General features: G+C 68.0%; 10 protein-coding genes. 4 read left to right on the forward strand and 6 right to left on the reverse strand.

The genetic code is table 11. The features are described 5' to 3' along the window. Positions 1 to 21 precede the first annotated feature (21 nt). From dapA to OCI36_RS06265, 4 genes are all read right to left on the reverse strand, one after another. On the reverse strand, positions 22 to 948 hold the full coding sequence (dapA, locus tag OCI36_RS06250) for a 4-hydroxy-tetrahydrodipicolinate synthase (RefSeq protein WP_261664217.1): 927 nt from the start codon (positions 946 to 948) through the stop codon (positions 22 to 24). Between the two features lie 213 nt (positions 949 to 1,161). Next, entirely contained in the window at positions 1,162 to 2,025 is an 864-nt protein-coding gene (gene dapB, locus OCI36_RS06255) for a 4-hydroxy-tetrahydrodipicolinate reductase (protein WP_261664218.1), read from the reverse strand. Between the two features lie 185 nt (positions 2,026 to 2,210). After that, complete coding sequence (gene thrC / locus OCI36_RS06260; protein WP_261664219.1) at positions 2,211 to 3,632, reverse strand: threonine synthase; 1,422 nt, start codon at positions 3,630 to 3,632, stop codon at positions 2,211 to 2,213. A 46-nt stretch (positions 3,633 to 3,678) separates the two neighbouring features. Continuing rightward, complete coding sequence (locus OCI36_RS06265; RefSeq protein WP_261664220.1) at positions 3,679 to 5,820, reverse strand: ATP-dependent RecD-like DNA helicase; 2,142 nt, start codon at positions 5,818 to 5,820, stop codon at positions 3,679 to 3,681. A gap of 181 nt (positions 5,821 to 6,001) precedes the next feature. Here OCI36_RS06265 and OCI36_RS06270 point away from each other — a divergent pair, with 181 nt between their 5' ends. The 4 genes from OCI36_RS06270 to OCI36_RS06285 all read left to right on the forward strand — a co-directional run bounded on the left by OCI36_RS06270 (position 6,002) and on the right by OCI36_RS06285 (position 12,178). Then, entirely contained in the window at positions 6,002 to 6,826 is an 825-nt protein-coding gene (locus tag OCI36_RS06270; protein ID WP_261664221.1) for an alpha/beta hydrolase family protein, read from the forward strand. A 75-nt stretch (positions 6,827 to 6,901) separates the two neighbouring features. Next, positions 6,902 to 8,143, forward strand: coding sequence for a hypothetical protein (locus OCI36_RS06275; protein ID WP_261664222.1), 1,242 nt, complete (start codon positions 6,902 to 6,904; stop codon positions 8,141 to 8,143). Between the two features lie 55 nt (positions 8,144 to 8,198). Continuing rightward, complete coding sequence (locus tag OCI36_RS06280) at positions 8,199 to 9,410, forward strand: exonuclease SbcCD subunit D (RefSeq protein WP_261664223.1); 1,212 nt, start codon at positions 8,199 to 8,201, stop codon at positions 9,408 to 9,410. Then, entirely contained in the window at positions 9,407 to 12,178 is a 2,772-nt protein-coding gene (locus OCI36_RS06285; protein ID WP_261664224.1) for an AAA family ATPase, read from the forward strand. Before OCI36_RS06280 ends, OCI36_RS06285 begins: the two co-directional genes overlap by 4 nt. On the opposite strand, the gene OCI36_RS06290 is transcribed toward OCI36_RS06285, so the two are convergent. Together OCI36_RS06290 and crtI are read right to left on the reverse strand one after the other, a co-directional pair. Then, positions 12,132 to 12,647 (reverse strand): hypothetical protein, encoded by a 516-nt coding sequence (locus OCI36_RS06290; RefSeq protein ID WP_261664225.1) that lies wholly within the window; start codon positions 12,645 to 12,647, stop codon positions 12,132 to 12,134. The genes OCI36_RS06285 and OCI36_RS06290 overlap by 47 nt on opposite strands. Next, positions 12,644 to 14,353 (reverse strand): phytoene desaturase family protein, encoded by a 1,710-nt coding sequence (gene crtI / locus OCI36_RS06295; protein ID WP_261664226.1) that lies wholly within the window; start codon positions 14,351 to 14,353, stop codon positions 12,644 to 12,646. Before crtI ends, OCI36_RS06290 begins: the two co-directional genes overlap by 4 nt. Positions 14,354 to 14,357 lie beyond the last annotated feature (4 nt).

Below are 14,357 nucleotides of genomic sequence, written 5' to 3' on the forward strand. Positions count from 1 at the left end.
GCGGGAGCTGGCCGGGGGCCGTCAGGCGTCCTGAGTGCGCCGGCGCACGTCCAGCGGGCGCAGGGCGTCCAACAGCTGCTCGCGGTGCGCCTCGTCTTCCAGGGTGGTCATCGGCAGGCGGAAAGTTTCCTCGCACCAGCCGTATTCGGCCAGCGCAGTCTTGATGGGGATGGGGTTGGTCTCGCAGAAGCAGGCGCGGAAAAACGGTTCCAGGGTGGCTTCCAGGGCGCGGGCTTCCGCCTGCTGCCCGGCGCGGGCCAGCCGCACCAGTTCGGCCATCTGCGCAGGGATGACATTGCTCGCCACCGAAATCACGCCGTGCCCGCCGAGTTCCAGCAGGTCCAGCACCATGTTGTCGTCGCCGCTCACCACCTGAAAGCCGGGCAGGCGCTGCTCAATAACGCCCGACATCTGCTCCAGGCTGCCGCTGGCTTCCTTGACGCCCACGATGTTGTGGCAGTCTTGGGCCAACCGCACCAGGGTGGGCGTTTCGATGTTGACGGCAGTGCGTCCCTGAATGTTGTAGAGGACGACCGGAATGTTGACAGCTTCGGCCACCGCCCGGAAATGCTGGTAGAGGCCCTTCTGGGTGGGCTTGTTGTAGTAGGGGCTGATCAGCAGCACGCCGTCTACTCCACTCATCTCGGCATGCTGGCTGAGCTGAATGGCTTCGGCGGTGGAGTTGGAACCGGTGCCGGCAATCACAGGCACCCGCCCGGCCGCCTGCCGCACGGTGAAATCCACCACATGGTCGTGCTCGGCGTGGGACAGGGTGGGGCTTTCGCCGGTGGTGCCGCAGGGCACCAGCCCGCTGACACCCGACTCAATCTGGTATTCGATCAGGTCGGCCAGGGCGGCTTCATCCACCCAGCCGTCACGGGTAAAAGGGGTGATCAGCGCGGTATACACGCCACTGAGGTCAAGGGGACGCAAGGTATCGGTGGTCATGGTGGGGGTTCTCCTGTGGGAACGGGGGGCGGGCCGGCGCGGCCAGGGGGTTTGGAAGTGCAGGGCAGGCGGCCCTCTGCGCGGGCAAGGACGCCGGGGAAAAGGTGAGGTTATCCAGGGCCGGGGTGGGCCTCAGGGGAACGGCTGTTCGGCGGCAGCTGCGCCGGGCGGCCCCTCTCTCACAGGGACATCAGAACGTTCTCCGGATAACCTCTAGCGTTTTCGCGCTGCGGTATCCGGAGAAGGTTTGGATTTAGGCTGGGTGCCGCGTGAGGCGAAGACATCGTCCAGCAGTTCATCCAGGGTAAATAGGCCGCGCCGGCCCGCCCGAGTGCCCCGCACCAGCCACTCGGCCGCCTGCACAGCGCCGGCCGCAAAGCCCTCCCGGGTGCGGGCGCGGTGGGTCAGCTCAACCGTGTCGGCGGGGCTGTCGAACATCACCGTGTGGGTGCCGGGAAAATACCCGCCCCGGGTGCTGGACAGGTGCAGCTCGTCAGGGCGGCGCTGGCGGTCCAGCCGGCCAATTTCCAACTCTGGCTGCCGGGTCCATTCGGCCTGCACGGCCTGCGCCAGTTCCAGGGCGGTGCCGCTGGGGCTATCGGCCTTGCCGGCGTGGTGGAACTCGTGGAGCAAGGCGTCGTAATCGGCAAAAGGTGCAAACAGCGCCGCCGCCTGTGCGGCCAGCCGGGTAAACAGCCGCACCCCGATCGAGAAATTACCCGACCAGATGATGGCGGCGGGCAGTTCGGCCAGTTCGGCCTGAATGGCCGGCAGCTGCTCGTACCAGCCGGTGGTGCCGACCACCGCCGGCAGGCCGCTGCGGCCATAAAAGCGGAGGTTGTCGCGGGCGGTGGCTGCCGCCGAGAAATCGATCACGGCATCCACCTGCTCTGCCAGTTCCGGAGTCAGCGCCGGAGCTGTGGCACCAGGCGCGTGCGGATCAACAATGGCCGTGACCCGGTGTCCCCGCTCCTCGGCCACCATCCGGATGATGTGGCCCATGCGCCCATAGCCCACCAGCCCCAGGCGCAGGGCGCGCGGGGCCGTTTGATCGGGGGTGGGCGTGGGCTGGGTCATGGGGTGTCCTGACAGGCGGCCCAGAGAAACAGGCCGCCGAGTGGGCGCAGTATAGGTGCAGCCGGCGAAGACTGTCCAGTCTTGTCCGAAATGTCCAGACAAATCCCCGCAGCCAGCTTTTCTTCCCTGACAATTGTAAGGCGCCAGGCGCCGTCACTCGGGACTGGCTTACGCGGCCGCCAGTCTTAGTCCTGCCGGTCCAGCTTCTCCGCAATGAAGTGTTTGAGCGCCTCTGCGTCGTTGGGCAGCACCTCGCAGTGGCGTGGAAGGTCTTCAATGCCCTCAAACTGCGCCGGGCGCTGCGGCATCCGGCCCACCGCCTCCTGCACCGTTTCCCCGAACTTGGCCGGTAGAGCGGTTTCCAGGCAGACCATCGGCACCCCTTCGCGCCGGAAGCGGGCACCCACCAGCACGCCGTCGGCGGTGTGGGGATCAATCAGGCGGCCGAATTCGGCGTCCACCCGGCGAATAGTCGCCAGCCGGTCGGCATGGGTGCTGCGTCCGGCCCGGAAACCGCTGGTCCCCACCGCGTCCCAGTGGGCGGTGCCGCGCAGGTCCACCGGGCGGCCCGCAGCCACCTCGGCCCACCACTCTGCCGTCTGGGCCGGGTCACTGCCGGCCATCAGGTACAGAAAACGCTCGAAGTTGGATGCCTTGCCGATGTCCATGCTGGGGCTGGAAGTGACCGCCACCCGGTCGGCCGGCCAGACGTGATATATGCCGCTCCCGAAGAACTCGTGCAGCACGCTGTTCTCGTTGCTGGCCACGATCAGCTGCCCTATCGGCAGACCCATCATCTTGGCGAGATAACCGGCAAACACATTGCCAAAGTTGCCGCTAGGCACGCAGAAATCCGCCTCAGCGCCCTGCGGCAGCCCCAGCGCAAAATAGCCCTTGAAGTAATACACCGCCTGCGCCAGCACCCGGCCCCAGTTGATGGAGTTCACGGCGCCAATGTCATAGCGGGCCTTGAATTCGGCGTCGGCATTCACCCCTTTGACCAGGTCCTGGCAGTCGTCAAACACGCCTTCCACGGCAATGTTGAAGATGTTCGGTTCATCCAGGCTGTACATCTGGGCCTGCTGAAAGCGGCTCATCCGGCCTCTTGGCGAGAGCATAAAAACGTTCACCCGCTGCTTGCCCCGCATGGCGTATTCGGCAGCACTGCCGGTATCGCCGGAGGTAGCACCCAGAATATTCACGCGCTGGTCGCGTTTTTCCAGCACATACTCAAAGGCGTGGCCCAGAAACTGCATCGCCATGTCCTTGAAAGCGAGGCTGGGGCCGTTGGACAGTTCCAGCAGCGAGAGCCCCGACTGGCCCAGCGGTGTGAGCGGCGTGATGTCCGCACTGCCGAACACCTCCGGGCGGTAGGTGTCTTCCAGCAGCCGGCGCAGGTCAGCTTCCGGAATGTCGCAAATGAAAGGGCGCATCACCTCGTAGGCCAGCTCCGGGTAGCTGAGCAGGCGCAGGCGCTCCAGCTCCGGCTGGTTGAAGGTGGGAATCCGCAGGGGCATCGCCAGCCCGCCGTCGGGGGCCAGGCCAGAGAGCAGCACGTCCGTGAAGGTGCCTAGGTCCGCAAAGCCGCGAGTGGAGACGTACTGCATGGAGGAATTGTAGCGGGTTCGGGCAGAGCGGCCGGAGAGACGCTCTTCAGCGCCCCCGCACCCGTTCCAGCAGCGCCGTGTAGCGCTCTTCCTTCTGGGCAGTGGCCGCCCGCGCCCAGGCCGAAGCCGAGCCTACCGCGTGGAATTCCTCGCGGGCGCGGGTCAGGGCGGTGTAGGCCAGCGGCCGCGAGAGCATCGGCATATGCGCCTCGTGCAGCACGCCCACCACGGCCGGCCACTCGCTGCCCTGGGCGCGGTGAACGGTGAGCGCGTAGCCGAGTTGCAGGTTGAACAGCTCCATGCCGCCCAGCTCCACCACGTTGCCGTCAAAGTCCACCAGCAGCCGGCTGCCGCGTTCTTCCAGCACCGTGCCCAGGGTGCCGTTGAAAATCTCGTTGTCGTAGTCGTTCTTGGTCTGCACCACCACGTCGCCGGCGCGGGCCAGCCCGTCTCCGCCCACCTTGACGCCGCCCTCGCCGGGGTTGAAGGTCTGCTGCAGCACCGTATTCAGCCGCTCCACACCCAGCGGCCCGCGCCGCATCGGCGAGAGCACCTGCGCCCGCGCCGGGCCGCCGAGTTCGCGCACCACCAGCGCTACCCGGCGGGCGCCGGCGTCGGCGTCCACCTCGGTCAGGCTGAGCTGGGCGCGGGCCTCGTCGTCACCGTCATCGTTCATGCGCTGCCACTGCGGGGGCTGGCCGTGCAGCAGCCGGTGCGCCGCGCCGATAATGGGGTTTTCGGCGGCCTGGCGGTACACCTTCTCCAGCCGCACGGTGGGGGCCGCCTGGGTCAAGGCGCCCAGCGGCAGGCCAGCGTCAATGGGCGGCAGCTGATTGGTGTCGCCCACCAGCAGCAGCCGGGCGCCGGGCGGCACCGCGTTCAGCAGGGCCAGCATCAGCGCGTCGCCCATCATGCTCACCTCGTCCACGATAATCAGGTCGTAGGGGGCCGGCTCCAGATGGTTGTGCCGGAACCCGTTCGGGCCGTAGCCCAGCAGGCGGTGTACCGTGTGCGCGGGGCGGCCGGTCACCTCGCCCAGCCGCCGCGCAGCCTTGCCGGTGGGGGCGCACAGACCCACTTCCAGCCGCAGTTCCTCGGCCACTTCCACCACCGCCTTGGTCGCGGTGCTTTTGCCGGTGCCGGGACCGCCGGTCAGCACCACCAGCCGCTCGCCGGTCAAGAGGTCCAGCACGCTGGCCTGTTCCTCGCTCAGGCCGATGCCCGCGCCGGCCGGCACCGCCCATTCCTCTTGCGGCGGAGTCGCCAGCAGGGTGCGAATCAGGCGGGCCAGCTTTTTCTCGGCGCGCAGGGCCTGCGGCAGGTAGATGCGCTCATTTCCCTCAGCGTCGTAATCGGCCTTGAGGCGGTCCAGTTCCAGGGCGCGGCTGACCGCCTCGTGCGCCAGCTCCTCCGACACGCGGGTGGAATACACCACGCCTTTCTCGGCGCGGGCGCGCGGCAGATAAGAGTGCCCGCCGGCCTGGGCCGCCAGTTGCAGCGCGTAGACGGCGGCGGCCGTCAGCCGGCGCGGGTCGGTCAGGGCCATGCCGCGCTCGCGGGCCAGCTTGTCGGCAGTCAGAAAGCCGATGCCTTCCACCTCGGTCAGGGTGTAGAGGTCAGCCTGCAACGTCTCCACCGCCGTTTCGCCAAAGTGCTTCAGCGCCCGCTGCGCCTGGCTGATGCTCAGGCCCAGCCCCTGCAACGCCGCCAGGGTGCGCCGCTCCTGGCCCTGCTCGCCCCAGCTGGCGACCATCTTGTGCAGGGTGGACGCCGAGACACCCGGCACCTGCAGCAGCTTCTGTGGATCTTCTTCCAGCACATCAAAGGTGGCAGAGCCGAACATCCCGGCAATGCGCCCGGCCAGAACCTTGCCCACGCCACCCACCCGGGCTTGCAGGTAGGCGGCCACCCCTTCTTCCGAGAGGTCGGCCGGCTGCGCCGAGAGCACCAGATTCAGCACCCGGTACTGGTAGCCGTAGTCCTTGTGCTCTTCCAGTTTCACCAGCGCTTTGAAGCCGTCGCCGGCGTCCAGCGGGGGCATCACGCCCACCACGGCGGCGTCCTCGTCCTCGCCGTAGGGGCCGGTAATGTCGGCAGTCATCACGGTAAAGCCGCTGTCGGCGCGGAATCTCACGCGCTGCACCGCGCCCTGGATGTCAAAAGGCTCGGCAGGCAGATCGGCGGTCATCGGCAGTTATTGTAGAGGCCCCGGGCGCCGGGCGGCCGTTGTGCGGGTGCCTTTTTGGGCAAGCATTTGGACAAGCAGACCAGCGTTCCCGCGGCCCTGCTTTTCCCGGCTGGCGCCGGAGCGCTGGAACGGGCACCTGCAGCCCGGATGGGCCGGGCCGTCACCCTCTAGACTGTCTGCCATGACGCTGCTGCACGAGGAACCGGTTCGTTTCCGGGTGGGTGAAGAACAACTGGTCGGTCTGCTGCACCTGCCGGCCGGCGCGGGCCAGGAACGCCCGGCCCGGGGCTGGCCCGCGCTGCTGATGTTGCACGGCTTTACCGGCCACAAGGCGGGCGACCACCGGCTGCACACCCTGTTTGCCCGCCAGATGGCGGCGCGCGGCGTGGCTGTGCTGCGCTTCGACTTCCGGGGCTACGGCGACTCGCAGGGCGACTTTGCGGCCGTTACCCCGGCCCGGCAGCTGGAAGATGTGCAGGCGGCCGCCGGCTGGCTGCGCGCCCACCCGGACACCGACCCCGAGCGGCTGATGCTGTTGGGACACTCGCTGGGCGGCCTGCTGGCGGCGCAGAGCGCGGCGAGCGTGAACCCGCACCGGCTGGCGCTGTGGGCGCCGGCCCTGCCCGACTATTTCCTGCAATACCTCCCCGGCGGCCAGCTGCCGGCCGGCACGCAGGACCTCAGCGGCTGGCCGCTGGGCCGGCCCTTTCTGGAAGAGGTGCTGCGGCTCAACCCGCTCAGGGCCGCCCGGCAGTGGGGCGGAGTGGCGGCCGTGCTGCACGGCGACGCCGACGAGGACTGTCCCAGCGCCTGGGGTGAGCGGTATGCCGAGGCCCTGGGTCCCGGCACCGAGCTGGCCCTGATCGAGGACTCCAACCATACCTTCGACAATCTGGACCATATCCAGACCCTATTTACCCTGACCGCACACTTTCTGCTGGGCGAACCGCTCGGGGCAGCAGGTACTGGCGGGAGAAGGACCGGAGGAGCGGGTATGCAAGCCTAGCCCTCCCACGTTTACCCACTGTTCATACAGTGGCCCGGTGGGAACGTGCGGCCCCAGCGCCCCGTACCATCAGGTATGAGAAAACTGATTTTGAGTGCCCTGCTGGTCTCTGCTCCTGTGGCTCTGGCCGGTGGATATCAGCCGCCCGTCGGCCCTGCGCCGGCGCCGGCGCAGCCCCGTCCGGTCACGGGCAGCACCTTCCAGAGCAGCACGCTGGTGATTCCTGCGCTGCCGCTCAACGCCCCGGCTCAGCGCCCCGCGCCCGTTCGCAGCATCGCTGTCGGCGAACCCACCCCGGGCAAGCCGGTGCCGGCACCTGTCACCAGCATTGCCGTCGGTGAACCCACCCCGGGCAAGCCGGTGCCCATGACGCCGGCTCAGGCCCGGACGTTCATGCTGACGGCGCCCAGCGGCACCAGCGTGACCCTGCGTCAGACTTCCAAGGTGCAGATAGAGCTGGAAGACGTGCAGGCGACCGGCAGCGCCGCCAAGGAAATGAGCCAGGACGACATCAAGGAAATGCGCCAGATGTTTGCCGAAATGGGCGACACCGAGGTCGCGCCGACCGACGTGGTGATTTCGGTGGGCCAGGTCTTCCCTGACGGCTCACGTGAACTGATCACCTCGGTCACCACCCAGATGCCGGCCGAAAGCGAAATGGATGACTTTACCCTGCGCGTGATTCAGCGGATTGCCGCCGACGGCCGCCTGACCGCCACCCGCATCGAATCCGACAACAAAGAGATTCAGCAGACCTTCGCCGCACTGAGCCAGGACCAGCTGAACAATGTCAGTGGTGGGCAGGACACCGGCGTGTACGGCTTTCCGCTGGTGCCCGGCCAGAGCAAAACCAGCACCCAGACAGTAGATATGCAGGCGCTGCTGGGCGGTCTGATGGGCGGCCTGGTCGGGTCGATGTCTGCCGACCTGAGCGAAGACGAGGCCGCCGAGGTTCAGGCCACTTTCCAGAACATCAAGGCCGACCCGCTGACCGTGACCAGCGTGACCACCTACCGCGGCACTGATGCCCAGGGCCGCTACGTATTTGACGCCATCGGCAAGGCGCAGCCCTGGAAGGTGAGCTTCAGCGCCCAGAACCCGGACGGCAGCGGTGCCATGCAGACGAACGCGAGCATCACCGACCTGAACGTGATGGGCCAGTCCAGCTACCGTGCCAATGGCCTGCCCAGCAGCCTCAACACGACCCAGGAGATGCGGATGCGGCTCAACGTGACCATGACCGGCAAGGACGCCGGCACCATGAATATGGTCTTCCGCATGAAGACGACCACCCAGGCCGCCGAAGTCATCGAGTAACCCTTTCCCTTTCGGCCACTGGCCCTGCCCCGGGCCAGGCGCTAGACTTTCTGTTATGCGCGTACTGCACACCGCCGACTTTCACGCTGGGCGCGTGCTGAGAGGCTTTGACCGGACCCCCGAAATTCACGCGGCCCTGACCGAGATTGCGGGGCTGGCCGTCAGCGAGCGGGCCGACGCCGTGCTGATCAGCGGCGACCTGTTCGACACGGCGAATCCCAGCGCCGATGCCGAAACGGCCATTTTCGATTTTTTCCTGCAACTGCGCGCCGCCGGGATTCCGGCCGTCGCCATTGCCGGCAACCACGACTCGGCGGCGCGGCTGGCCTCGGTCACCGGGCTGCTGAACGTGGTTGACGTGCAGCTGGTGGCCGAAGTGACCGCCGACCCGGCCGCCCTGATCCGGCACGTGCCCACCCGCAGCGGCGAAACGCTGACAGTGGGCGCCCTGCCCTACCTCTCGGAGCGGCGGCTGATTCGCGGCGCCGACCTGCTGGGCGGCGAGGTGGGCGAGTGGCGGCAGAAATACCGTCAGGGGATGGACTTTTTCCTGAACCACCTCAGCCGGGGCTTTCAGCCGGGCAACGTCAACATGCTGATGCTACATGCCACGCTGGACGGCGCCCAGCCCAGCGGCTCGGAAAAGACGATGCAGTTTCACCTGGACAACGCCTACACCGTCTCCGAGCAGCAGCTGCCGGCCACCGCGCAGTACGTGGCGCTGGGCCACATTCACCGGCCGCAGCAGATGTCGGGCGCCCCGCTGGCGCACTACCCAGGCAGCGTCATTCAGCTGGACTTTGGCGAGGGCGGCGAGAAAAAACAGGTGAATCTGGTGGAAGTTTCGCCCGGTCAGCCGGCCCGCGTGACCCCCATTCCGCTGAGCAGCGGCCGTGAGCTGCGGACCCTGCGGGTGCCGCTGGAACAGGTGGAAGCCCGGCTGGAACGCGAGCGCGAGCGGGCCGACGGTGCCCTGCTGAAAGTGCTGGTCGAGGCGCCCAAGGGCACCGCCACCGCCGGCCTAAAAGACCGGGTGTTGAAAGTGCTGCCCTCGGCGCTGGCCGTGGAACTGAGCGCCACCCAGGACGACCTGGCCCTGCCCAGCCTCAAGCGCGAGGGCCTCAGCCTGATGGAGCTGTACGAGCGCTACTGGCAGGAAAGGCGCGGGGCACTGCCCGACAGCCAGCGGGCAGCCTTCCGGGAAGCGCAGGACGCCGTGCTGAGCCACGTGGACGGCGGCCAGGGCGAGGAAGAGGCCGCCGTATGAGACCGCTGCACCTGACCCTCAGCGGCTTTACCGCTTTTCGCCAGCACACCGAGGTGGACTTTGACGGGCTGGACCTGTTCGCGGTGGTGGGGCCGACCGGCAGCGGCAAGAGCTCGCTGCTGGACGCCATGACCTTTGCGCTGTACGGGCAGACGGCCCGCCTGGGCGCCACTGGCCTGGACGCGCTGATTTCGCAGGGCGAGCAGGCCCTCTCGGTGGCGCTGGTGTTCGAACTACAAACCGAGCAGGGGCCGCAGGTGTACCGGGTGGCCCGCACCAAGGGCCGCCGCACCGCCGAGAACGAGACCCGGCTGGAACAGCGCCAGCCGGACGGCCGCTGGAAAGACCTGGCCCCCGGCGCCGGGCAGCGGGTGGTGAGCGCCCGGGTGCAGGAGCTGGTGGGGCTGGACTTCCGGACCTTTGCCCGCTCGGTGCTGCTGCCGCAGGGCGAATTTGCCCGGCTGCTGCACGGCACCGGCAAGGAGCGCCAGGAACTGCTGGGCGAGCTGATGGGCCTGGACAACGTGCGCGCCATGCACCGCTACGCCGGCGACCAGGCCAAGGCGCTGGGTTTCGAGCTGAGCAGCCTGCACGCCCTGCTGGAAAACGAATACGCCGGGGTGAGTGCGGCGCAGGTGAAGGAACTGCGCGGGGCGCGGGCCGCCCTGGCCGAGCAGCTGGACACCTGGCAGGACGAGCGTGAGGAAGTCGCGGCAGGCATGGTTCGCTGGCAGGACGTGGCGGGGCTGTGGCAATCGCGTGAAGAAGCCCGGCGCCGGTTGGCTGTGCAGCAGGGCCGCCAGGCCGAGATTGAGCGCGGCGCCGAGCGGGCCGCCCAGGCCCGGCGGGTGGCCGGCATTCTGCCCCTGATTGACCGCGAAGGCCGCGCCCGCATTGCCCTGGGGCGCGAAGAAAGCGAGCTGCGTTCTGCCCAGGCACAGGCCGAGCAAGCCCAGCAGGCCGCCGAGCAGGCGGGTGCCGCGCAGGCGCAGGCCCAGGCGACCGAAGCCCAGATTCCCGACCTGGAAGCCCGCGCCGAGACCCTGCGCGACGCCGAGGCCCTGGCCGCCCGCCTGAAGCGCGCCGGGGGCACTCCGGACAGCCGCCACGCCCAGCCGCTTCCCTGGGATGAAGACGCCCACGCGGCCGCCAAAGCCGACGCCGACCGACTGGAAAAGCTGCGGCTGGAGCGGGTGCAGCTGAGCAGTCGCCGCGCCGCTCACCAGGCCAATCAGGAACGCTTTGCGGCCGACCGGGAACGGCAGGCGCTGCGCCAGGCCCAGCAGACCCGCATTCTGGCCGAGGGCAAGGCGGCCGGCGAGCGGGCCAAAGACGCCGAAAGCGAGCTGCGAGCCGCCGAAAGCCGCGCCGGGCTGGCCGCCTTTGCCCAGGACCTGCGCGGGGGCGAACCCTGCCCGCTGTGTGGGCAGCCGGTAGACGCTTCGCACCTGCCGGCCCATCCCAGCACGGCCGAGGTCGAGCAGCTGCGCCAGGCCCTGAGCGCTGCCACAGCCCTACGCGACGACCTGCGCGCCCAGTACAAGGAAACCACCGCCGAACTGGGCGTGCTGGACAAGGACCTGGCCCGCCGCGAGGCCGAACTGCGCGACACCCAGGCCCAGCTGGACCAGGACGAAGCCGATAACCGCGCCGCGCTGGAACGCATTGCCGGCGACCCGGCCGAGCAGGTGGCTCGCCTGCTGGCCGGCCTGGCCGAGCAGGTGCGGTCCTTCGGGCCGAACCCGGCCGCCGAACGCCAGAAGGCCCAGGCCCGTATCGGCGAGATTCGCCGGAACCTGACGGCCGCCGCGCAGGCTCTGGCCGAAGCCAGCAGCGCTGCCGCTGCCGCCCAGGCCACCCTCAGCTCGGTGCGCACGAATGCCGAGAGCCGCCGCCGTGAGGCCGACGAAGCTGCCCAGGAGCTGCACGCCGCCCTGGAGCAGTCGGGCCTGAGCGCCGAAGCCGCCAAAGCGGCCGCCCTGCCCGAAAGCGACATCCTGGCGCTGGAGCAGGCGGCCCAGAGCTGGCGAGCCGGCCTGGACAGCCTCAGCGCCCAGGAAGCCGCGCTGGGTGAACAGTTGACTGCGGCGCTGGGCGGCGCCGAATACGACCCGGAAGCCCTGCCGGGTCTGCAAGCGCGGCTGCACACGCTGGACGCCCAGATTGGCGCCGGGCGGAGCGAGGCCGGCCGCCTGGAAGCCGAGGAGAAAAGTGCCGCCGAACGCCTGGCCCGCAAGACCGAAATCGAGGCGCAGACTGGTGGCCTCAGCGAACGGATGGACACCTGGAAGACCCTGGCCAATAGCCTGAAAGCCAACGAGTTCCAGCAATTCCTGCTGGCCGAGGTCGAGGCCAACCTGCTGACCGGGGCCGGGCACATCCTCTTTGAAATCAGCGACGGCCGCTACCGCCTGACACTCGACGGCAGCGACTACGCCGTGCAGGACCTCTGGAACGCCGGCGAGACACGCGGGGTCAAGACCCTGTCGGGCGGCGAAACCTTCCTGGCCTCGCTCAGCCTGGCGATTGCCCTGAGCGATTATCTGGCCGGCAACCGGATTCTGGGCGCGCTGTTTCTGGACGAAGGTTTCGGCACTCTGGACCCGCAGGCGATGGAAGCAGTGGCCGGCGCGCTGGAGAACCTGCGCACCCAAGGCCGCATGGTGGGTGTGGTCACGCACGTGGAAAGCCTCAGCGAGCGCCTGCCCAGCCAGCTGCTGGTCAGCAAGAGCATTGCCGGCAGCACGGTGATGCGGCTGGAGAGCTGAGCCGCCAACCTCCAGGCGTCCAGCGGCGCGGGCCCGTCCATTTTTTGGCTGGCCCGCGCCGCTGGATCACTTCAGCCCCGGACACCTTGACCCGCACGAACTCGGCCCCACTCCCCTCATACTCGAATCTGTCGTTCAGGCCCAGGCGTGGAAAGCTGGGCCAGGGCGTATCCAGCAGGTTCAGGGCCGAGATGGCTGCCGCCCGCAGCAGCACATTTGCCCCTGCAAAGGCGTCGTAATCGGCGGCCAATGCTTCGCCGTCCGGGTAGCGCTCCGAGAGCAGGCGCACCGCTTCCAGCAAGCGGGCGTAGTCGGCGGCGGTGTCGGCCAGCATGGCGGGGGTCAGCGGTTCCAGTTCGGTATGCCGGCCCCGGCGCGCCTGAGCCGTGTCGGCCTGCTTCAGATAGGCGCGTAGCTCGGCCACGGCTTCGGCGGGGGTCTGGGAGCCAGGGTAGGGCCTGGAAGTCATTCCGTAGGGTATCCCGTCGGCACTGCGCCCGTGATGTCCGGGTGAATCCCGAAATCCTCGGCAATCAGCCGGGCCGTCATCTTGGCCGACATCATCACGCTAGGGGTGCCGCCGCCGGGCTGGGCGCTGGCGCCAACCAGATACAGCCCCTCCACATCCTCGCTGCGATTGTGCGGGCGGAAAAAAGCACTCTGAATCAGCTTCGGTTCCGGCCCAAAGGCGTTGCCCACGTAGCTGTCCAGCGTCTGGTCGAAGTAATCGGGCGTGATCCATTCCAGGTGGGTCAGCCGCTCGGCCAGGTGGGGAATGTAGCCGCGCTCTTCCAGGAATTCCATCACCCGGCGCACCAGCGCAGGCCCCTCCTCCGCCCAGTTCAGCGCCGCGCCGCGCCCGGCCATGTTGGGCACCGGAATCAGGGTGTAGGCGGCGTGGTGTCCGGCTGGGGCCAGCGCAGGGTCGGTCAGGGTGGGAATGTGCAGGTACTGGCTGAAATCCTCGCCCAGCGCACCGCCGCTGAAGATCTCGCCCAGCAGTTCCTCGTAGCGCGGCCCCAGGATGATGTTGTGGTGCCGCAGGTCCAGCGGCGGGTAGCCTTCGTCCCGGAACCCGAAATACACCACCACCAGGCCCATACTCTGGGCCGCCGCTTTTACGCGCAGGTCGCTGTTGACCCGCCGGGCCGCCGCCGGCAGTCGCTTGAGGTAGGTGTTGGCCCAGTCACCGTTGCTGACGACAATATCGGCCTGCAACTCCTCGCCGCTTTCTAGCCGCACGCCCCGCGCTGCCGGCTTGCCCAGCAGGCCAGGGCGCGGCGTGGTCAGAATCTCCTCTACCCCGGCCCCGTAGCGAATCTGGCCGCCCAGCTCCTCGTACTTGCGCACCAGCGCCTGCACCAGCGCCCCGGTGCCGCCCATCGCGTAGTGAATGCCCCAGGTCTTCTCGACAAAGTGAATCATGGCGTAAATCGCCGGCACGCTCAGCGGGTTACCGCCCACCAGCAGAGTTTCAAACGAGAACACCTGCCGCATCTTGTCGCTGGCGAAATACTTGGACGTGAACGAGAACAGCGTGCGCACCGCGTCCAGCCGCAGCAGGTCGGGGACCACCGCCAGCATGGTCGGCAGATCGCCAAAGTGGGTGTAGCCCAGTTCCAGAAAACCCCGCTCGAAAATGGCGCGGGCGTCGCGGTTAAAGTCCTCGTAGCCCTGCAAGTCTTCCGGGGCCAGCTCGGCAATCTGCTGGCGGGTGTGTTCCGGGTCGCCATCGTAATCGAAGAAGGTGCCGTCATCGAAATAGATGCGGTAAAAAGGCAGAATCGGCACCAGCTGCACGTAATCGCTGGTGCGCGGGCCGCCGCTCAAGCCTTCTTTAATGCGTTCGCCGGTCAGGGTGGAGGGTGGGTAGTCGGCAGCGTCCAGAGCGGCCTGGTCACGCTCCAGCGCAAACAGCTCCTCGATAAAGTGGGGCACCGTCAGCACGGTGGGGCCCATGTCGAACACGTAGCCGTCCTCGGTGCGCTTCTGGTAGGCGCGGCCGCCGGGGGCGTCGAGCCGCTCCAGAATCTGGGTATCGAAGCCCAGACTTTGCAGGCGAATTCCCATGCTGAGGCCGCCAAAGCCCGAGCCGATAATCAGCGCGGTCTTGCGCAGGGGGGCTGTGGAGCGGTCAGAGGCAGACTGGCTGGAAGGAGAAACAGAAATAGACATGGCA

It is taken from the genome of Deinococcus sp. Marseille-Q6407 (assembly GCF_946848805.1).
In the GTDB taxonomy this organism is placed as follows: domain Bacteria; phylum Deinococcota; class Deinococci; order Deinococcales; family Deinococcaceae; genus Deinococcus.